Source organism: Kribbella voronezhensis (assembly GCF_004365175.1).
GTDB lineage: Bacteria > Actinomycetota > Actinomycetes > Propionibacteriales > Kribbellaceae > Kribbella > Kribbella voronezhensis.
Genome location: NZ_SOCE01000003.1, coordinates 68,012 through 87,800, shown reverse-complemented (window position 1 = coordinate 87,800; position 19,789 = coordinate 68,012). Strand labels below are relative to the sequence as shown.

Here is a 19,789-nt window from a genome sequence, read left to right as displayed (position 1 = left end):
AGCGCCTACCGGGTACCTCAGTCCTCGGACGGCATCAGGGCCCAGAGCACGATGTAGATCAGGAACTGCGGGCCGGGCAGCAGGCAGCTGACCACGAAGATCAGGCGCATCACGTTCGGCGTCGTGCCGAAGCGACGCGCCAGGCCGGAACAGACACCGCCGATCCAGCGGTCGTTCTTCGGACGAACCAGTGCGCTAGCCATGATGAGTTTTCCTTTCAGCTGTGGGGTTACAACCACTATGACGCCGACTCACCACCCACAGATCCCGACGCGCAGAAGACCCAGGGCCGGTTCAGGGTCCTCCCCAATGCGGGACCTGATGGATTTCCCTGCTAATGTTCTGCTCGTTCCTGAGCCCCCGTAGCTCAGGGGATAGAGCACCGCCCTCCGGAGGCGGGTGCGCAGGTTCGAATCCTGCCGGGGGCGCGGTCGATCTGGGCGGTCTGTACTCGCGGGAGAGCGCGAGTGGGGATCGCCCAATGTGTTTTGTGGGGGCGCGGCCCCCACACCCCGCCCCGGAGGGGCTTCGCCCCCCGGGACCCCCCGACGGTGGTTGCTGTGGGTTTCTGGGTGCGGGTAGCGGCCGCTGGGGCGCTACGCGCACCTAGCGTGAATTCAGCCGGGGGTGCGGTCCTCGCTGGGGGTTTTGCTGAAGGCTTTTCGGTAGGCGCGGGTGAAGTGGGCGGGGCTGGTGTAGCCGATCTGGTAGGCGACCTCGGCTGCTGTGAGCGCCTGCGTGCGCAACAGCACGCGGGCTTCCTGGAGGCGGATCTCCTTCTGGAACTGGATGGGGGTCATCGAGGTCGCGGCGCGGAAGTGGCGGTGGAAGGTCGACGGGCTCATGCCTGCCAGCTCGGCCAGGTCGGCGACCAGGAGGGGTTCGTTGTGGTGACGGCGGATCCAGCGGATCGCCGTCGAGATGTGGGCCAGCATGCCGTCGGCGAGACCGATCTGCCGGACCAGCGCGCCCTGTTCGCCGGTCAGCAGGCGCCACAGGGCCTCCCGCCGGATCCCCGCCGCCAGGACCCGTACGTCGTCCGGCCGGTCGGCGATCCGCAGGAGCCGCACGACAGGATCGAGCAAGTCCGTCGTCGCGTCGCTGACCACCAGACCGCCGTACTGCGGTGGGCGGGCCGGCGCCTCGAGCAGCAGCGGTGCGATCTCCACCGGGTCGAGCCGGATGCTGACCACGGCGAACGGCTCCTCCCGGCTCGCCTTCAGCGCCTGGCCGATCACCGGCAGATCCAGCGAGGCGACGAGGAACTGACCCGCGCGGTATTCGTAGGCCACACCGTTGAGCACCGTCCGCTTGATGCCTGAGGCAACGATTGCGACGGAGGGCTCGGCCACTCCGGCGGTCGGCTCGGTCGGTTCGTCGAGCTTGCTGACCTGGACCCCGTCGATCACCTGCCGGCTGTGCCCACGCTGCCCGGCCGCATGCCGGATGATCAGCGTCCGAACTTCGTCGAGCAGGTCCACTCCCCCAGTGTGCGCCACAGCGGCAACGCCAAGTCGGCAGGATCGCGCAAGTCGGCGCCAGCATGAGGCTCACGCTTCGGCGCCTCCCGGTGCTCTGATCGAAGGGTCAGCAATCGGGCAGAAAGGCAGCCACCCCATGCAACGCAGAATCCTCGGCGCCACCGGTCTCTCGGTCGGCGACGTCGCCCTCGGCGCGATGATGTTCGGCACGATGGGCAACCCGGACCACGAGGACTCGGTCCGGATCATCCACCGCGCCCTCGACGCCGGGATCAACCTGATCGACACCGCCGACATGTACTCCGGTGGCGAGTCCGAGGAGATCGTCGGTACGGCGATCAGGACCCGGCGCGACGAGGTGGTCCTGGCGAGCAAGTTCGGCCTGCCGATGGGCGCCGACCCGAACCAGCGCGGCGCCTCCCGGCGCTGGATCGTCCGGTCCGTCGAGAACAGTCTCCGCCGGCTCGGCACCGATCACCTCGACCTCTACCAACTCCACCGCCCGGACCACGGGACCGACGTCGGCGAGACGCTGGCGGCGTTGTCCGACCTCGTTCAAGCGGGGAAGATCCTGGCTTTCGGGTCGTCGATGTTCCCGGCCGAGACGATCGTCGAGGGCCAGTGGGCCGCGGAGCGGCGGAGTACGCACCGCTTCTTGACCGAGCAGACCATGTACTCGATCTTCACCCGTCGCCCCGAGGCGTCCGTCTTCCCGGTGACCCAGCGGTACGGCATCGGCGTCCTCACCTTCAGCCCGCTCAACGGTGGCTGGTTGTCGGGCCGCGCAAACCTCGCTTCGTCGCACCGGGCCTCGGTGCGTCCCTCCAGCTACGACCCGGCAACACCGACCAGTCAGGCGAAGGCGGCGGCTGTCGCCAAGCTCACGGCGCTCGCCGACGAGGCCGGCCTGACGCTGCCCCAGTTGGCCATCGCCTTCGTCCGGGCGCACCCGGCCGTGACGTCCGTGCTGATCGGTCCGCGAACCCAGGAACAACTCGACAGCCTGCTCCCCGCCACCGAACTCGACCTGTCCCCCGACCTCCTCGACCGGATCGACGAGATCGTCCCGCCGGGCACCGAACTGGATCCGGCCGACAACTACCACGCCACCCCACCAGCCATCGAGCACGCCCGGCTGCGCCGCCGCTGACGAGTCAGACGTCAGGCAGGGCGATCACTGACAGGACAACGCGGTCCTTGCCCGGGGCATCTTCGAGATAGGGCTCGAGAACAGCGTTGATGCCTTGGGAGATCACGGCCTGGTCGGCGGCGTCGACGTACAGGGCGGCTTGGTGGTAGCCGAGTTGGGGTAGGCGCTCGTAGAGGTCGCCGCGCTCGACCATGCGATCGAAGTCGGCGGCCAGGCGGCTGAGCATCAGCAGGAAGCCCTGGCGATGCTGTTCCGGCGTCATCGCCCGGGCTTCGGCCTCGTCGATCCCCTCGGCCTTGGTCTGATCGAGCGTCAGGGTGCGCTCGGTGGTGCCGCGGACGCGGCGCTCACGGACGACGGTGAGGTAGCCGGCGTCGATCAGTACGGCGACGTGCCGGTACAGCGTGGTGGTCGGTACGTCGGGGAGGTCTCGCTTGAGCTCCGTCGTGGTCAGCTCCCGGCCCAGCACGCGCTGCACGATCCGCCAGCGGACCGGGTGCAGCAACAGGTCCGACATCGGGGTCGGCGACGCTTCCATCGGCACTCCATCAGGGATAGTTCAGGGTCCGCATTGATCCCAAGTTTGGTAATAATAGCGTGACCGGAAGCATTTCCCCGACGCCCGAGGAGAAGTCGCTGTGTCGCTCACTCGCCGTACCCTGCTCCGCTCCGCGGCGGTCGCCGTACCGGCCGCCGCTCTGCCCACCCTCCCCGCCACCGCCCGCTCAACCGGCACGACGACCAACGCCCGCGAGGCCGCCAAGATCGACCGGCTGGTGGAGAAGATCGAGGCCGGGATGGCGAAGTACGCGATCCCGGGCGCCGGCCTCGGCCTGTGGTACCGCGGTCGTGAGTACGTCCGCGGGTTCGGGGTCACCAACGTCGATCAGCCGTCGCCGGTCACCGCCGACACGGTGTTCCGGATCGGCTCGACCACCAAGACCTTCACCGCCACGGCGATCATGCGCCTGGTCGAGCAGGGCCGGATCCGCCTCGACCGGCCGGTTCGCGCCTACCTCCCCGACTTCCGTACGGCGGATCCGTCGGTCGCCGCCCGGATCACCGTCCGCCACCTGCTCAACCACTCGGCCGGCTGGCAGGGCGACTACTTCGAGGACTTCGGCGACGGCGACGACGCCCTCGCGCGATACGTCGGCGGCGTCGCCGAACTGCCGCAACTCACGCCGCTCGGCAAGGTTTTCGCCTACAACAACGCGGCGATCGGGGTCGCCGGCCGGATCATCGAGGTCGTCACCGGCAAGCCGTACGAGACCGCCACCCGCGAACTCGTCGTCGATCCGCTCGGGCTGCGTCACAGCCGGTTCTTCCCCAGCGAACTCGGCGGGTTCAGCGTCGCCGCCTCGCACAACATCGTGAACGGCAAGGCCGTCGTCGAGCCGTCCTTCTACCCGATGCCGCGCAGCCTGCACTCGGTCGGCGGCCTGATCTCGAGCGCCCGCGACCAACTCCGGTACGCGCGCTTCCACCTGGGCCACCCCGGCATCCCGCACCTGCTCAGCAACCGCGCCCGGATCGCGATGCGGTCGAACCCCGGCCCGGGCGGCACGCTGTTCGTCGAACTCGACGGTGTGGGGGTCACCTGGATGCTGCGTCCGACGCTCGAGGGCCCGACCGTCGTGCAGCACGGCGGCGACTGGTCCGGTCAGCACTCCGGGTTCCTGATGGTCCCCGAGCGCGATTTCGCCATCACCCTGCTCACCAACTCCGAGAGCGGCCCCGCGCTGGTCGCCGAGTTGTTCGGTGACGACTGGGCGCTGCGCGAATTCGCTGGCCTGAGCAACCTCCCCGCCGTACCGCGTGCGCTGCCGCCGCGCCGGCTGGCGGCGTACGAAGGAAGCTACGTCGCCAACCAGATCGGCATCGACGGCAAGCCGGGCAGCTTCGGACTCGACCTGACTGCCGACAAGGGCGCGTTGGTCGCGAGTCTCGACGGGCAGGCCGCGCTCCGGCTGCCGTTCTACCGCAAGGACTACGTGCTCGCCCTCACTCCGGACGGCGAGCCGACCCACAGCCGCGCCAACTTCGTCCGCGGCTCGAACGGCGACGTCGAGTGGCTCCGGTACGGCGGCCGCCTCTTCCGCCGCCAGCCCGCTGACGCACCCAAGCCCACGCTGCGCCCAGCCCACCGCCACCTGCTCTAAGCGGTGTCAGCTCGGGTGAAGCGGCTGGCTGCTGGGCCGGTCAGGTGGCCGGGCGGGAGGCTGCGGCCGCAGAGGACAAGGAGTAGGTCCTGAGCGGTGCCGGTGAGACTCTCGCCGGCACCGTAGGTCCAGTCCAGATCGGTGGCGCGGAGCTCGATCCCGGTGAGGTCGACAGCGAAGTACTTGAGCTGCCGCGGGCTGGTGCCGTCGAGGACGAGCCGCATCCGCTCCGCCGGGACCTGGCGATCGATGCCGAGGGCAACAGTGAGGTCGAGGCCGTGGATCACGTCGTGCGACAACGCGCCCTGGTCACCGCCGCCCGGTGGCTTCCAGGGATTGTCGAGGTTCTGCCGCAGGATCTCGGTCAGCTCGCCCGGTGAGAGCGCAGCCGCCTCACTGCGGGCATACCGGTCCGCCAGCCGGTCGAACCTGCCACGCGCCTTCACCATCCCGAGGAGGAAGTTGGCCGTCGACATGCGGTACGGCATCACGATGTGGGCCACCAGCTCCCGTACCCGCCAGCCTTCGCACAGCGTCGGCTTGTCCCAGTCGGCCGCGGGCAGTTCTTCCAGCAGTACGGCGAGGTCGGCCCGCTCCCCTGTCACCGCAGTTCTGATGTCCGTCATACCCGACCGACGAACGGCCTCCGCCCGGACGGACACCTACTGCGAAACCTCTTGCAGCCGTCGGGTGAGGTACCGGCGCTCGGCCTCTGTCGAAGCCAGCTCGCGGGCTTCGCGGTACGCCGTCGCGGCTTCCGAGTACCGGCCGAGGCGTCGGAGGAAGTCGGCGCGGGTGGCGGGTAGTAGGTGGTAACCCGTCAGTGGGCCGGCTGCCAGCTGTTCCAGCAGCCGCAGGCCGACGGCTGGTCCGTCCGCCATGCCGATCGCTACGGCGCGGTTGAGTGCGATCACCGGGGTTTGCTTGAGTTGTCCGTACAGAGCGGCGATCTGCGGCCAGTCGGTGTCTGCCGCGGTACGAGCCGTCGCATGACAGGCAGCGATGGCGGCCTGCACCTGGTACGGGCCGGGCGCCCCGCGGGCCAGCGTTGCCTCGAGCAACTCCACTCCCTCGGTGATCTGCACGTGGTCCCACCGAGTGCGGTCCTGCTCGTCCAGCGTCACCAGTACGCCGTCCGCGCTCAGCCGGGTGTCGCGTCGCGCGTCGTGCAGCAGCATGAGCGCCAGCAGTCCACAGGCCTCCGGTTCGTCCGGCATGAGCTGCACGAGCAGTCGGGCCAACCTGATCGCCTCACCACTCAGGTTGCTCCGGACTACGTCGGAGTACCCCTCGTTGAACAGCAGGTACAACACAGCGAGTACTGCGGGTGTCCGCTCAGGCAGCAGGTGCGCGGGCGGCACGCGGTACGGGATACCGGCGTACTGAATCTTCTGCTTGGCCCTGGTGAGCCGCTTCGACATGGTGGCTTCCGGGACGAGGAAAGCCCGCGCGATCTCCGCCGTACTGAGTCCGGCCAGCGTGCGGAGCGTCAGGGCGACCCGCGCCTCCATCGCCAGCGCCGGGTGGCAGCAGGTGAACATCAACCGCAGCCGGTCGTCCGGTACGTCGTACGCCGGTTCGGGTTCGTCGCTCATCGCAGCCACCTCCTTGAGTTTGGCGGCCCCTACCGCTTCGCGGCGCAGCCAGTCGATCGCACGGTTGCGTGCGGTGGTGGTCAGCCAGGCACCCGGCTTGCGCGGTACGCCGTCGCGCGGCCAGCGCTCCAAAGCGGCCGCGAACGCCTCCTGCGCGCACTCCTCGGCCAGCTCCCAGTCACCGGTCAGCCGGATCAGCGTGGCGACCACCTGGCCCCACTCCTGCCGGTAGACCTCCTCGAACGTCACGTCGGCGGGAACTCCAGCACCGGACGGATCTCGATCGTGCCGTAGCCGGCCGCCGGGTGCTTGGCGGCGATCTCGATGGCCTCGTCCAGATCGCCGCAGTCGATCAGCACGAACCCGCCGATCTGCTCCTTCGTCTCGGCGAACGGCCCGTCGGTGATCCGCAACTCCTCGTCGCGGACCCGCACGGTGGTCGCCTCGCGCGGCGGCCGCAGCCCGGCGCCGCCCGCGATGACGCCGCGCTCCGTCATCTCCTCCGTCCACCCGCCGCACCCCGCGTCGGCGTACTCCTCGGCGGACTCGTCCCCGCAGATCATCAGCAGATACTTCATCCGAGCTCTCCTCCACCTCGCCGTCCGGACTCCTACCCACCCGACGAACGCCGGCGGCGGATCCGGACAACCCCCACGGTACGAGGCGGAAATCCAGTGGTCCCGCTCCGCCACCGGGTGTCTGATGTCCCCATGGCCGACATCCACGGCAGCTGCGACGAGCGGTTCGAGGCGGTGCGGGACTCTCTGACCAAGTCCCTGGACACCAAGGACGTCGGGGCGTCCGCTGCGGTCTACCTCGGCGACGAACTGGTGGTCGACCTCTGGGGCGGTTACGCCGACGCCGAACGCACCCGGCCGTGGGAGCGGGACACGATCACCTGCGTCTGGTCCACCACCAAGACGATGAGCGCGTTGTGCGTGTTGATCCTGGCCGACCGCGGCGTCCTCGACCTGGACGCGCCGGTGGCGGCGTACTGGCCCGAATTCGGTGCCGCGGGCAAGGAAAACGTGCTGGTCAGGCACGTGCTGGGGCACACCGCGGGCCTGCCGACCTGGGAGCAGTCGCTGCGGACCGAGCAACTCTACGACTGGCCGGCGATGACGAGACTGCTGGCCGAGCAGGCGCCCAGCTCGGCGCCTGGCGAGGTCGGTGCCTATCACGCGATCACCCAGGGGTACCTGATCGGCGAGGTCGTTCGCCGCGTCACCGGTCGCAGCCTGCCGGTCTTCTTCGCCGAAGAAGTCGCCGGCCCGCTGGGTGCCGACTTCCAGCTGGGCGTGTCACCCGAGGACGACCACCGGGTGGCCCCGATCATCCCGGCGCCGAGCAGGGCACCCGAGTTGTTGTCGCGGGGCGAGGGCAACCCGCCGGTCCCGGCCGAAGTCGCCAACACCGAGGCGTGGCGGCGCGCGACCATCCCTTCCGCCGCAGGCTTCGGGAACGCCCGGTCGGTCGCCACTGTGCAGTCGGTCCTGGCCTGTGGCGGAGAGGTCCGCGGAGTGCGGCTGCTGTCGAAGGCGGGCTGCGAACGCGTGCTGGAGCAGCAGTTCGCGGGCGTGGACGAAGTACTGGGTCTGCGGATCCACTACGGAATGGGTTACGGCCTGCAGGGCCGGGCTTGCTCCTGGGGTGGCTGGGGTGGGTCGCTCGTGTACGTCGATCTCGACACCCGGCTCACCGTCGCCTACGTGATGAACCAGATGGTGGAGGAAGGACCGCTCGGAGACGAACGCGGGCTGGAGATTCTGATGGCTGCTTACGAGGGACTCACGAACACCGCTTGAGTGCGCTCTTCGCCTCACCTCACGCGCCTACACTGAAACCGTTTGTGGCCTGTGGTGTGAGCGTCATCCGTAGGAGGACCGAGAATGCCCGACTCCCGTACCCAGACGATCGCCTACCCCGCTCCCGGCGCCCGTCCGTCGCGGCGGGATCTGGAGCCGCTGGCACCGCACGTGATCGTGTTGTTCGGCGCGACCGGCGACCTGGCCAAGCGCAAGCTGCTGCCAGGGCTGGCGTACCTGCAGCAGTCGAAGTTCGCGCCGGACGTCTGGATCATCGGTACTGCGACCGAAGAGCTGACCACCGAGGAGTTCCGGGACCGGGCCCGCGCAGCGGTCGACACCTTCGGCACCCACAAGATCACCGACGAGGACTGGGCGCGGTTCTGCGAACGCCTCACCTACGTACCGACCACGGCCGGCCCGGACGCTCTGGCTGCCGCTGTGAAGGAGGCCGAGACGATCCTCGGCCCCGAGACCCGGCGGCTGCACTACTTGTCGGTGCCGCCGAAGGCCGCGCGCTCGGTGATCCAGATGCTCCGGGACGCCGACCTGGTCGACCGGGCCCGGGTGGTGATGGAGAAGCCGTTCGGTGACAACCTGCAGAGCGCGATCGAGCTGAACGACTTCGTGCACGAAACGTTCGACGAGGCGCAGATCTTCCGGATCGACCACTTCCTCGGCAAGGAGGCCGCGCAGAACATTCTCGCGTTCCGGTTCGCCAACGGGCTGTTCGAGCCGATCTGGAACCGCAACTTCATCGACCACGTCCAGATCGACATCCCCGAGTCGCTCGGCCTCGACCAGCGGGCCACCTTCTACGAACCGACCGGCGCGTTCAAGGACATGGTCGTCACGCACCTGCTGCAGGTGCTCGCGTTCGTCGCGATGGAGCCACCGACCGCGCTGGAGCCGCGCGCGATCTCGGAGGAGAAGAACAAGGTCTTCCGCTCGATGCTGCCGATCCGCCCCGAGGACGTCGTACGGGGTCAGTACGGCGGTTACCGGTCCGAGGAAGGGGTCGCGCCGGACTCCGACACCGAGACGTTCATCGCGATGAAGGTCGGGATCGACAACTGGCGCTGGGCCGGCGTGCCGTTCTACCTGCGCACCGGCAAGAAGATGGCCGAGGGGATGCGGATCATCTCGATCGCCTTCAAGGAGGCGCCGAAGACGATGTTCCCGACCGGCTCCGGGGTCGGGTCGCAGGGCCCGGACCACCTGACCTTCGACCTGGCCGACTCCTCGCGGGTGTCGCTGTCGTTCTACGGCAAGCGGCCCGGCCCGGGGATGCGGCTGGAGAAGCTGTCGATGCAGTTCTCGACGCAGGAGACGGAGACCGCCGGCGACGTCCTGGAGGCGTACGAGCGACTCATCCTCGACGCGATGCGCGGTGACCACACGCTCTTCACGACAGCCGAGGGCATCGAGTCACTGTGGGAGAACTCGACGCTGCTGCTGGAGGACCCGCCGCCGGTGAAGCCTTATGCGCCGGGCACCTGGGGCCCGAACGCGATTCACCAACTGATCGCGCCACGCGCCTGGCGGCTTCCCTTCGAGCGTGAGTGGCGCGAAGGGAAGCCGCGCTAGGTCGTCAGAAGGCGGCTGCCGCCGGGATGACGTCGGCGCCGATGCGTTCCAGGGCTTCCAGGTTCGGCAGTGTCGGTACGCCGCCGATGGCCGCGTCGAAGCCGAGCTCGTGCAGGCGGCCGAGCTCGTCGACGAGTTCGGCGGTCTTCTCGCCGTTCGGGCCGGTGTCCATCGTCTGGTAGACGGTCTTGGTGATCTCGTCGTAGTCGCGGCCCTCGGTCTCGCAGTGCTGCTTCAGCACCTCGAGCTTGTGCGCCACGTCCGGCGTGTTGAACAGGTTGCACGCATCGCCGTACTTCGCGACGAAGCGCAGCGTCTTCTTCTCGCCGCCGCCCCCGACCATGATCGGCGGGTGCGGCTTGCTCAGTGCCTGCGGAACGTTCATCAACCGCTCGGCCCGATAGTGCTTGCCCTCGAACGGTCCGTCGTCGTCGGACCACATCTGGAGCACGTAGCGCAACGTCTCCTCCAGCCGCTCGAACCGCTCGGCCAGCGGCGGGAACGGGAAGCCGAGCCCCCGGGACTCCTCCTCGTTCCACCCCGCGCCGATCCCCAGCACCGCGCGGCCGCCGGACAGCACGTCGAGCGTGGTGACCGCCTTCGCGAGCAGCGCCGGCTCGCGATAGTGCACGCCGGTGATCAAAGCGAGCAACTTCGCCCGCTCCGTGTTGGCGGCCAGGAAGCCGAGGGTCGTGTACGCCTCCAGCATGTCGTTCTCGACCGGGCCGACGGCGCTGATCTGGAAGAAGTGGTCCATCACCGCGAGATAGCCGAAGCCGGCCCGATCAGCGGTCCGGGCCACCTCGGCGAGCTCGGCACCGAGCGCGGGCGCGCCGTTCGGCCAGGTGAAGTCGGGAACCTGCAGACCGATTTCCATCAGGTGTGTCCTCCAAGCGAAGCAGGCGGGACGGGGAGTCCCGCACCAACTGCCAACCACCGGTCGCGGCGATCTAATCCCCAGAAACGGAGTTTCCTCCGATTTTCTCCGCGGAGCACGCCGGCGCCGGGTCAGGCTGACTTGCGGCGGGTCGCGGGGACGGGTCGGCGGAGGTTGTCGATCGCGTCGGTGAGCGCGATCTGCAGGTAGCTGATCCGGTCGGTGGCCTGCAGCATGCCGGCGCCCCCGGTCACGGCGGTCAGGATCGACGTCGCCGCGACCAGCGGATCGACCCCGGGATCCGCCTCACCGGAGTCCTTGAGCGCCTGCACGCCGGCGACCAGGTAACCCTGCCAGCGGTCCAGGAGGTTCGCATGGATCTCCCGGGTCGCGGGGTCTCCGGCACCCAGTTGGGCGGTCAGCGCGGAGAGCGGGCAGCGCTGGCGCTGCGCGTCGTAGATCTGGATCACCCGCCGCCGCCAGGCCTGCCACTTCCGCCAACTGGTCAGGTCGGCCAGGTGTGGCAACTGCTCCGCGATCACCTGCTCGGCCTCGAACTTCGCGACCGCGAGCATCAGATCGGCCTTACCGGCCGGGAAGTAATGGAACAACTGACTCTTGCTGGTCGCCGTGGCCGCCCGGATGTCGTCCAGCCCGACGTTCGGTACGCCGTCCGCGCGGATCAGCAACGCCGCACCCTCGACGATCCGTTGCCGGGTCGCCGTGCCTTTCGCGGTGAGTGCTCGCTCCATGCGCCTCAGCCTACCCATTGGACCGCTTGGTCCATTCTCGGTGCTACTTTGGACTCAACGGTCCAATTTAGCCAGTAGCTTGGACCGCACGGTCCATTCGAAGTCTTCCTGAGGAGCAGTCATGCGGTTGGCAGGTAGGAACGCCCTGGTCACCGGGGCCACCAGCAACATCGGCAAGGCGATCGCGACCGCCTTCGCCGCCGAGGGCGCCCACGTGATCGTTGCCGGACGCAACAAGCAGCGCGGTGACGAGGTGGTCGGCGAGATCCGTACGGCGGGTGGGCGGGCGGACTTCGTCGCGGTCGACCTGGACGGTTCCAAGGCGGCGGCGAACGCCCTCGCCGAGGAGGCGACCCGGCTGCTCGGCGGCCGGATCGACATCCTCGTGAACAACGCCGGGGCGATCGACGGGACGCCGACGGCCGAGACGGACGAGGAGACCTTCGACCTCGTCTACCAGGTGAACGTGAAATCGCCGTACTTCCTGATGGCGGCGGTCGCACCGGCGATGGCGCGGGCCCGTGGCGGTGCGGTGATCAACCTCGGCTCGTGGGTCGCACGGCTCGGCATACCCGTCGGTGCGGCGTATGCCGCGAGCAAGGGCGCGCTCGAGACGCTGACCCGCGCTTGGTCGGCGGAGTTCGGCCCGGCCGGAGTACGGGTCAACGCGATCTCGCCAGGCGTCGTCTATGCCGACCCGGCACCGGACCAGCCGGGCGCCTCGATGATGACCGGTACGCCCCACGGCGGCATCGGTACGCCGGACGCGATCGCGAACGCCGCTGTCTTCCTGGCCGGCGACGAGTCCGCCTTCATCCACGCCGCCACCCTCGACGTCGACGGCGGCCGCACCGGCGCCGCCGTCATCGCCGGGTGAACAGGTCGAGCTAGGCGGAGGTGAGGAGGCGGGTCAGCGCCGCTTCGCCGGCGGGGCGCCAGGTGGGTTTGCCGCCGGGGAGGCCTCGGTCGCCGGCCAGGCCGATGCTGATCAGGGCGAGGGCGCGGAAGACGGCCCAGCCCCGGGCGCGGCGGATGGTGGCATCGTCCGTCGCGCAGGCCGCGAAGAAGCGAGCCGCGGCGCCGGCGGGCAGCAGGACCCAGGCGGACGCGAGGTCGACCGCGGGGTCGCCGGCACAGAGTTCTCCGAAGTCGATCACGCCCGCAAGGGAACCGTTCGCAGTCACGATGTTCGCTGGGTGCAGGTCACCGTGGACCCAGACCGGCGGGCGATCCCACTCCGGCGCCGACAGGGCGTCGGCCCAGATCGCGCGGATCTCGTCGACGTGCGGCTCAGGTGCGTTGGACATCCACGTCTCGAAGTCCGATTCGAACGTCTTCAGTGCGACACCACGGGTCGGGTTGAGTGGCGCGTCGGCAGGCGCGTCCTGGTGGAGTGCGGCCAGGAAGCCGGCCAGCACTTCCGCGTCGCCGGGATCGGTGATCGGCGCGCGGTCGGCCGGCTCCCCCGCGACCCAGGTCGTGATCGTCCAGGTTCGCGGAAAGCGCTGGGAGGGTTCGCCGATCCGCACCGGCGTCGGGATCGGAAGTGGCAGGCCCGGAGCAAGGACAGGCAGCCACCGCTGCTCCGTCCGCAGGAGCTCCGGAGCGCGCGGCGTACGCGGCATGCGCACCGCCAGTTCGTCACCGAGTCGCCACTGCTGGTTGTCCCAGCCACCGTCGACCAACCGGAGGTCGAGTACTGCGAGGTCCGGGTGCTGCTCGGTCAACAGTGCCCGCACTGTGCTCTCGTCGATCTCGAGGATGTCCACCCCGAAGACCTTCTCATGCGACCAGTCCGGCCCGAGGCCGGTGACGGGTGGTCCGGCTGTGGTGCGCGGACGGCGGCCGCGGGACCGGTCGCCAGCGCGGCGGTGAGGCCGAGAAGGGTTGTCGCCGCGAGCGCGCTCGCGACAAGTTGTCAACAGGGCAACGGGCGCTGTCACGGTTCCCGGCGGCCGGTCGGGATCACCGGGTCGTCTAGGCTCGCCGGTCATGGAGATCTTGGTGATCGGGATCGGAGCCGGGGATCCGGACCACCTGACCCTGCAGGCGGCGAAGGCGATCGAGCGGGTCGATGTGTTCTTCGTACTCGACAAGGGCGAGGTCAAGCAGGAACTGGTCGAGCTGCGCGAGGAGATCCTGCGGCGGCACGGTTCGCAGTACCGGGTGGTCGTCGGGCAGGATCCGGAGCGCGACCGCAGCAGCGCGGCGTACGTCGAGTCGGTGGACGACTGGCGGCGACGACGGGCCGATGTCTGTGCCGACCTCATCGCCGGTGAGCTCGGCGCCGATCAGGTCGGGGCGTTCCTGGTCTGGGGCGATCCGTCCTTGTACGACAGCACGCTGGCGATCCTCGACGACATCCAGGACCGCGGCGAGCTGACCTTCGAGGTCGAGGTGATCCCCGGCATCAGCAGTGTCTCCGCGCTGGCGGCACGGCACCGGGTCGGGCTGAACCAGGTCGGCCGGCCGATCCAGATCACCACCGGGCGGCGGCTCGCGAAGAACTGGCCCGACGACGTCGACGACGTGGTGGTGATGCTCGACGCGCAGACGGCCTTCACCGCCCACACCGACCAGGACGCGGAGATCTACTGGGGTGCCTATCTCGGCACGCCGGACGAACTCCTGGTCGCCGGGAAGCTGTCCGAGGTGGCCGAGGAGATCACCGAGGTCAGAGCCGCCGCGCGCGAGCGCAAGGGCTGGATCATGGACACCTATCTCCTCCGCCGGAACCAGCGGTAGTTCGACCAAAGGTGTAGGTGCACTGGCCGTCCGGCCGAAGCGGGACACCCCGGTCCGGGCCGAGGCTGCAGGACATGACAAGACTCCGAATCACTCGTAGCAAGCTGCGGCTGGCCATGGCGCTCGCGCTGATTCCGGCCGCAGTACTGGTCAACAGTGCGACCGCAGCTCAACCAGAGAGCGCTCCTGGCGCAGAGCCGGCCGTAGTACGGACAGATGCGGGCGTACTACGTGGCGCCACGTCCGGGAGCGCGCGGGTCTTCAACGGCATCCCGTACGCCGCTCCGCCGGTCGGCTCGTTGCGGTGGAGGGCTCCGCAACCAGTGAAGCCGTGGACCGGCGTACGCGATGCACTGTCGCTTTCTGCTCCGTGTGCTCAGTCCGGTGAGAACAACAGCGAGGTCCCCAAGGGCTCGACCGAGGAAGACTGCCTCTACCTGAACGTGACCACGCCTGCGGCGAAGTCGGCCCATCCGCGAGCCGTAGTGGTGTGGATCCCTGGTGGTGGGTTCTTCCAGGGCAGCGGCAACAGTTACGGCGCAGCGAAGATGGCGAGTCGCGGTGACGTCGTAGTGGTCACAGTGAACTACCGGCTCGGGATCTTCGGCTTCTTCGGCTACCCGGGGCTGCCGGGCTCCGGCACGTACGGCATCCAGGACCAGCAGGCGGCACTGCGCTGGGTTCAGCGGAACGCCCGGGCCTTCGGTGGCGACCCGCGGAACGTGACAGTGGCCGGCGAATCGGCAGGCGGGATGAGCGTCTGCGCACAGCTGACCTCCCCGACCGCGGCCGGGCTGTTCGCGAAGGCGGTCATGCAGAGCGGCTCCTGCGCCTTCAACTGGGCCGACAACAGCCAGTACCCGACGCAGGCCGCCGACTCGCCCTGGGTCAAGCAAAGCCGAGTCCAGGCCAACGGCAAGGAGTGGGCCGCGTCCAGCACGAAGGAGCTCGGCTGCAGGCCGGGTCAGCCGATGCTTGCCTGTCTGCGCGCCGCAGACCCCGCAGTATTGGTGGACAGCACGCTGAACTTCACCCAGGTGGCGTACGGCGGTACTGCGGTGCTGCCGCTGAGTCCGGCGAAGGCGATGAAGGCCGGACTGTTCCACCGGGTGCCGGTGTTGTCCGGCAACAACCATGACGAGGCCACGCCGTGGGTCAACGCCTTCAACGGAGGCGTGCTGACCGACGCGGACTACCCGAAGCTGGTGACCGCCATGGTGGGTGCGAAGGACGCCGCCAAGGTGCAACGCGAGTACCCGCTGGCGCAGTACGGGTCGACGGCTGTTGCCTGGGGTGTCCTGACGACGGACCGGATCTGGTCGTGCACGCAGGTCGCCAACGACCAGCAGGCGGCTCGGAGGGTCCCGGTGTACGCGTACGAGTTCGCCGACAAGCACTCGCCGATCTCGCAGCCCGGGTTCGGCGCTTCACACGCGACGGAGTTGCCGTACTTGTTCAGCCTCGGTGGACACGACTTCCCGATGACGGACGGCCAGCAGCGGTTGTCCGAGCAGATGATCGACTACTGGACGGCGTTCGCACGCACCGGCAACCCGAATGGGCCCGATCGGCCGCACTGGGCTCCTGCCGGCAAGCACGCCGTCACCGGACTCTCACTGGCACCAGCCGAGCAGGGCGGCATCAAGAAGGTCGACCTGTCAGCCGAGCACCACTGCACCTTCTGGGCCGGTCTAGCCAGCTGACACGCGTCGCTCGCGCAGGCGGTACGCGAGCCTGGCGGCGGGGGCAGCCACGAAGAGCGCGAACAGCGAGTAGAAGTTGACGCCGGGCACCAGGGCCGCGAGGAGGAACGCGATCAGCGAGAAGACGCTGAAGGTGATGGAGCCGACCACCTCGCGGCCCGTGACCGGGTTCTCGTCGACCTCGAGTTCCCGGTGGCCGTGGATCAGCAGCGTGAGCCCCGTCTGGCAGAAGCTGAGGACGGCCAGCGTGCCGACATAGAAGCCCGCCGTGAACCGGCTGCTCTGGAAGTGCCCCATGATCTCGGTCGGGAACGGCAGGATCACGATGCAGAGCAGCCAGAGCAGATTCAGCTGCACCAGCAGTCTGTTGTAGGCCTTGACGTGTTCGAAGACGCGATGATGGGTCAGCCAGAACCTTGCGATCACCACGAAACTCAGCAGGAACGAGTAGATCGCGTCCTTCTGGTCATGAACCATCGCCCAGGCGGTCTCGTCGGCCTGGGCCGCCTCCGTCACCGCTTCCACCAACGGCAGGATCAGCAGTGTCACGGCGATCGCGACGACGGCGTCGGTGAACAGGACGAGCCGGTCGGGATCCCTAGTCATACTCACGGCCGACACCGTAGCGCCCCGGCGGCTTCGTTGCCGAAGGCACCGGGGCGCGTTGCCGCCTGTCGCCGGGACTACCGGCGGGCCTTGAGCAGGGTCGCGGCCAGCAGCAGGGCGAGCAGCACGAACCCGGCCGCAGCCAAGAACGCGATGCTGTAGCCATCCCTGAGCGCGGCAGCCTGCACAGCACCTTCATTAACCCGTACTGCGCTTCGCGAGGCGGCCAGGGTCGCCAGGACCGCAGTACCGACCGCTGCGCCCGCTTGCTGAGCCGTGTTGTTCAAGCCGGACGCCAGTCCGGCATCTGCAGCGTCCGCGCCCGACATGGCCAGCATGATCGCGGCTGGGATGCCCACCCCGGTTCCGAGGCCGACCAGGAGGAGCGCCGGAGCGACGTTGAGCAGGTACGAGCCACCCACGGGCGCCTGGCTCAGGATGAGCTGTGCTCCCAGGAAGGCAGCCAGGCCGGCCAGCAGGATGGTGCGGCTGCCGAACCGCACGGTGAGCCGCGGGCCCACGGAAAGGGACATCACCGCACCGACGATCGGTGCTGGAAGGAACGCCAGTCCGGTCTGCAGGGAGTCGTAGCCGAGCACGCGCTGCAGGTAGAGCGCCGTCATGAACTGGAAGCCGAAACCTGCCGCGAAGAGCAGCACCACGATGAGGTTGGAGACGGTCACCTGCCGCTTGCGGAAGATGTGCAGTGAGAGCAAAGGCTGCGCCGCGCGAGCTTGCCGCAGTACGAAGGCTGCAAGGAGAAGGACGGACACGATCGCTAGCACGATTGTGCGGGGAAGCTTTGCTGTGGGCTCAGCCGTCTGGACGATCGTGTAGACGGACAGCGACAGGCCGGCGGTGACCAGAACCGCGCCGACAACATCCGCTCCCCTGCCGAGTCCCAGGCCTTTGGTGCGCGCCAGGAGACGCACCGCGAAGTACAGAGAAGCCGCGCCGATCGGGACGTTGATCAAGAACGACCAGTGCCAGCCGACGGTCTGGGTGATCACGCCACCGAGGATCAGACCGATTGAGGCGCCACTGGCAGACGTGAAGCCGTAAACGCCGAGCGCGCGGGCCTGCTCCCCCGGTGCCGGATACAGCCCGACGATCATGCCGAGGATCACGGCCGAGGCGAGTGCGCCGCCGATCCCCTGGAGGAAGCGGCCTGCGATCAGCAACTCGGCACTGGTGGCCAGACCGCAGAGCAGGGAGGCCGCCGTGAACACCGCGAGCCCGGCGAGGAAGACCGACTTGCTGCCGATCAGGTCACCGATCCGGCCGGCGAGCAACAGCAAGCCGGCGAACGCGATCAGGTAGGAGTTCATCACCCAGGCCAGGCCGGCCTGGGAGAAGCCGAGGTCGCCCTGGATGGTCGGCAGCGCGACCGTCACCACGGTCCCGTCCAGGATGATCATCAGCTGCATCACGCAGAGCACCGCGAGCGCCTTGGCGCGGTGGGCTGTCGCGGTGGACAGGGGTTGCTGCACGAGGTCGTTGGTCATGAAAACGACCTTAGCAGATAGTTTTGTAGCGGACGATCTTTTAGCGGATCAACTTGCGCGCTGCCTGGTACGCCGTACCGATTGCGCCTCGACCGGCGTCGCGAGGTGACCCTCGACCAGGGTCGTCAGCGCCTCGGTGAACGGTTTGCGCTGTGCGGCCGCCAGGGCGGCGAGGACGTCGGCGTGCACCTTGTCGACGATCCGCTGTCCTTCGGCGACGATCTCGGCACCGGCGCCGGTGACGGCGATGATCCGCGCCCGCCGGTCGGACGCCGACGGCTTCCGCTCGGCGAAGCCGGCCTTCTCCAAGGCGTCGACCGTGACGACCATCGTGGTCTTGTCGAGGTACGCGAGCTCGGCCAGCTGGATCTGGGTGCGCTCCTCGCCCAGCGCATGGAGCAGCACGCACTGCATCCGCGGCGTCAGGCCGATCTCGGCGAGCGCGGCGGTGAGCTGGGTCTCGAGCACATGACCGGCGTGATTGAGCAGCCCGGTCAGATCCGGAACGGTCCGGAGCGGAGTCTTCGCCATGAACTCATCCTAGCCCGGGATCATCTACTCCAAGATAATCCCGAGCTGGATAGATCCAGGCCCACCGCCGCGGCCCGCACCTGTGCTAGACAAGGAGTAACCAAAGGGGCCCCCGTGGACCAGCTCAGCCTTGGCGTCGTCGGGCGTTCTCGCAAGGAGAACGAACATCGACTGCCGATCCATCCCAGTCATTTCGACCGGATCGACGAGGAGCTGCGGCAACGCATCTACGTCGAGTCCGGGTACGGCGAACGTTTCGGCGTCTCCGACGCGCAGCTGTCGCGGTCGGTCGCCGGCGTCCTGGACCGCGAGGAACTGATCGCGACCACCGACATCGTGCTGCTGCCCAAGCCGCAGATCGAGGACGTCGGCGAACTGCGCCGGGGCCAGGTGCTGTGGGGCTGGCCGCACTGCGTCCAGGACGAGAAGCTCACCCAGCTGGCGATCGACCGCGAGCTGACCCTGATCGCGTTCGAGGCGATGAACCACTGGACCGACGACGGCCGGTTCGACCTGCACGTGTTCCACAAGAACAACGAGCTGGCCGGCTACTGCTCGGTGCTGCATTCCCTGAGCCTGATCGGCTCCACCGGCGACTACGGCCGCCGGCTACGCGCCGTGGTGATCGGTTTCGGCGCGACCGCGCGCGGCGCCGTGACCGCGCTGAGCGCGCATGGCATCCACGATGTCGACGTGCTCACCGGCCGCGACGTCACCGCTGTCGCGTCACCGATCCACTCGGCCCGGATGGTCCGCTACGACCAGGACGAGGTCGAGCCCGGCGCGGCGCTGGATCCCCGCCGCAGCCACGCGCTGCTGGAGGACGGCCGGGTGCCGCTGGCCGGGTTCCTGGCCGAGCACGACATCATCGTCAACTGCGTGCTGCAGAATCCGGACGCTCCACTGACCTTCCTGATCGAGGAGGACCTGGCGCTGCTCGAGCCGGGAACCCTCATCGTCGACGTCTCCTGCGACCTGGGGATGGGCTTCAGCTGGGCCCGGCCGACCGGGTTCAGCGAACCGACGTTCGTGGTCGGCGACAACATCACGTACTACGCCGTCGACCACACCCCCTCCTACCTGTGGAACTCCGCGAGCTGGGAGATCAGCGAGGCCCTGCTGCCGTACCTCGGCACCGTCCTGGGCGGACCCGAGTCGTGGTCCGCCGACGAGACGATCCGCCGGGCGATCGAGATCGAGCGCGGCCGGATCAAGAACCCCGGGATCCTGTCCTTCCAGAACCGTTCACCCGAGCACCCGCACCCCCACCTGTGAGTGACAGCCACCACA

Annotated in this window: 20 protein-coding genes and 1 tRNA gene; 9 read left to right on the top strand and 12 right to left on the bottom strand. The window is 68.6% G+C overall.

Annotation, left to right across the window (positions count from 1 at the left end; genetic code table 11):
• Window positions 1-17: 17 nt before the first annotated feature.
• Window positions 18-203: a PspC domain-containing protein gene (locus EV138_RS35160; protein ID WP_112239469.1), complete on the bottom strand. Its 186-nt coding sequence runs from the start codon at window positions 201-203 to the stop codon at window positions 18-20.
• A gap of 153 nt (window positions 204-356) precedes the next feature.
• On the opposite strand from EV138_RS35160, the gene EV138_RS35155 reads away from it, so the two are divergent.
• Window positions 357-428, top strand: a tRNA-Arg gene (locus EV138_RS35155).
• A gap of 189 nt (window positions 429-617) precedes the next feature.
• Here the strand turns inward: EV138_RS35155 and EV138_RS35150 are convergent.
• A complete protein-coding gene (locus tag EV138_RS35150; RefSeq protein ID WP_133984843.1) occupies window positions 618-1,481 on the bottom strand; it encodes an AraC family transcriptional regulator in 864 nt (287 codons plus the stop codon).
• 136 nt (window positions 1,482-1,617) lie between these two features.
• On the opposite strand from EV138_RS35150, the gene EV138_RS35145 reads away from it, so the two are divergent.
• Window positions 1,618-2,631, top strand: a complete 1,014-nt coding sequence (locus EV138_RS35145) for an aldo/keto reductase (protein ID WP_133984841.1) — start codon at window positions 1,618-1,620, stop codon at window positions 2,629-2,631.
• 4 nt (window positions 2,632-2,635) lie between these two features.
• Here EV138_RS35145 and EV138_RS35140 read toward each other — a convergent pair whose 3' ends face one another.
• Window positions 2,636-3,169 carry a helix-turn-helix domain-containing protein gene (locus tag EV138_RS35140; protein ID WP_133984839.1) on the bottom strand — a complete coding sequence of 178 codons (534 nt, stop codon included), beginning with the start codon at window positions 3,167-3,169 and terminating at the stop codon, window positions 2,636-2,638.
• Between the two features lie 100 nt (window positions 3,170-3,269).
• Between EV138_RS35140 and EV138_RS35135 the strand changes: the two genes are divergently transcribed.
• Window positions 3,270-4,793 carry a serine hydrolase domain-containing protein gene (locus EV138_RS35135; protein ID WP_133984837.1) on the top strand — a complete coding sequence of 508 codons (1,524 nt, stop codon included), beginning with the start codon at window positions 3,270-3,272 and terminating at the stop codon, window positions 4,791-4,793.
• On the opposite strand, the gene EV138_RS35130 is transcribed toward EV138_RS35135, so the two are convergent.
• The 3 genes from EV138_RS35130 to EV138_RS35120 are packed head-to-tail and all read right to left on the bottom strand — an operon-like array spanning window position 4,790 to window position 6,966.
• Window positions 4,790-5,419, bottom strand: coding sequence for a maleylpyruvate isomerase family mycothiol-dependent enzyme (locus tag EV138_RS35130; RefSeq protein ID WP_133984835.1), 630 nt, complete (start codon window positions 5,417-5,419; stop codon window positions 4,790-4,792). The genes EV138_RS35135 and EV138_RS35130 overlap by 4 nt on opposite strands.
• Before the next feature lie 36 nt (window positions 5,420-5,455).
• Complete coding sequence (locus EV138_RS35125) at window positions 5,456-6,637, bottom strand: RNA polymerase sigma factor (RefSeq protein ID WP_133984834.1); 1,182 nt, start codon at window positions 6,635-6,637, stop codon at window positions 5,456-5,458.
• Complete coding sequence (locus tag EV138_RS35120) at window positions 6,634-6,966, bottom strand: YciI family protein (protein ID WP_133984832.1); 333 nt, start codon at window positions 6,964-6,966, stop codon at window positions 6,634-6,636. The genes EV138_RS35125 and EV138_RS35120 overlap by 4 nt, the downstream gene beginning before the upstream one ends.
• A gap of 132 nt (window positions 6,967-7,098) precedes the next feature.
• Between EV138_RS35120 and EV138_RS35115 the strand changes: the two genes are divergently transcribed.
• Both EV138_RS35115 and zwf read left to right on the top strand, forming a co-directional pair.
• The gene (locus tag EV138_RS35115) at window positions 7,099-8,193 is read left to right on the top strand and encodes a serine hydrolase domain-containing protein (protein WP_133984830.1); all 1,095 of its coding nucleotides are present in this window, start codon (window positions 7,099-7,101) and stop codon (window positions 8,191-8,193) included.
• Window positions 8,194-8,277: 84 nt separating this feature from the next.
• Window positions 8,278-9,780: a glucose-6-phosphate dehydrogenase gene (gene zwf / locus EV138_RS35110; RefSeq protein WP_133984828.1), complete on the top strand. Its 1,503-nt coding sequence runs from the start codon at window positions 8,278-8,280 to the stop codon at window positions 9,778-9,780.
• 4 nt (window positions 9,781-9,784) lie between these two features.
• On the opposite strand, the gene EV138_RS35105 is transcribed toward zwf, so the two are convergent.
• Both EV138_RS35105 and EV138_RS35100 read right to left on the bottom strand, forming a co-directional pair.
• Window positions 9,785-10,657 (bottom strand): LLM class F420-dependent oxidoreductase, encoded by an 873-nt coding sequence (locus EV138_RS35105; RefSeq protein WP_133984826.1) that lies wholly within the window; start codon window positions 10,655-10,657, stop codon window positions 9,785-9,787.
• Window positions 10,658-10,788: 131 nt separating this feature from the next.
• Entirely contained in the window at window positions 10,789-11,409 is a 621-nt protein-coding gene (locus EV138_RS35100) for a TetR/AcrR family transcriptional regulator (RefSeq protein ID WP_133984824.1), read from the bottom strand.
• Between the two features lie 121 nt (window positions 11,410-11,530).
• Between EV138_RS35100 and EV138_RS35095 the strand changes: the two genes are divergently transcribed.
• Window positions 11,531-12,286 carry an SDR family NAD(P)-dependent oxidoreductase gene (locus EV138_RS35095; protein WP_133984822.1) on the top strand — a complete coding sequence of 252 codons (756 nt, stop codon included), beginning with the start codon at window positions 11,531-11,533 and terminating at the stop codon, window positions 12,284-12,286.
• 10 nt (window positions 12,287-12,296) lie between these two features.
• Here the strand turns inward: EV138_RS35095 and EV138_RS35090 are convergent, their stop codons facing one another.
• Entirely contained in the window at window positions 12,297-13,178 is an 882-nt protein-coding gene (locus tag EV138_RS35090) for an aminoglycoside phosphotransferase family protein (protein WP_238158589.1), read from the bottom strand.
• Window positions 13,179-13,401: 223 nt separating this feature from the next.
• Between EV138_RS35090 and cobF the strand changes: the two genes are divergently transcribed.
• Complete coding sequence (gene cobF, locus EV138_RS35085; protein ID WP_133984818.1) at window positions 13,402-14,154, top strand: precorrin-6A synthase (deacetylating); 753 nt, start codon at window positions 13,402-13,404, stop codon at window positions 14,152-14,154.
• Between the two features lie 74 nt (window positions 14,155-14,228).
• Entirely contained in the window at window positions 14,229-15,857 is a 1,629-nt protein-coding gene (locus EV138_RS35080; RefSeq protein WP_202867101.1) for a carboxylesterase/lipase family protein, read from the top strand.
• Here EV138_RS35080 and EV138_RS35075 read toward each other — a convergent pair.
• From EV138_RS35075 to EV138_RS35065, 3 genes are all read right to left on the bottom strand, one after another.
• The gene (locus tag EV138_RS35075; RefSeq protein ID WP_238158623.1) at window positions 15,846-16,463 is read right to left on the bottom strand and encodes a TMEM175 family protein; all 618 of its coding nucleotides are present in this window, start codon (window positions 16,461-16,463) and stop codon (window positions 15,846-15,848) included. The genes EV138_RS35080 and EV138_RS35075 overlap by 12 nt on opposite strands.
• A 77-nt stretch (window positions 16,464-16,540) precedes the next feature.
• Window positions 16,541-17,968: a DHA2 family efflux MFS transporter permease subunit gene (locus EV138_RS35070; protein ID WP_133984814.1), complete on the bottom strand. Its 1,428-nt coding sequence runs from the start codon at window positions 17,966-17,968 to the stop codon at window positions 16,541-16,543.
• A 48-nt stretch (window positions 17,969-18,016) separates the two neighbouring features.
• Complete coding sequence (locus EV138_RS35065; protein WP_133984812.1) at window positions 18,017-18,499, bottom strand: MarR family winged helix-turn-helix transcriptional regulator; 483 nt, start codon at window positions 18,497-18,499, stop codon at window positions 18,017-18,019.
• 114 nt (window positions 18,500-18,613) lie between these two features.
• Between EV138_RS35065 and EV138_RS35060 the strand changes: the two genes are divergently transcribed.
• Window positions 18,614-19,774 carry a N(5)-(carboxyethyl)ornithine synthase gene (locus tag EV138_RS35060; RefSeq protein ID WP_133984810.1) on the top strand — a complete coding sequence of 387 codons (1,161 nt, stop codon included), beginning with the start codon at window positions 18,614-18,616 and terminating at the stop codon, window positions 19,772-19,774.
• Window positions 19,775-19,789: the final 15 nt, after the last annotated feature.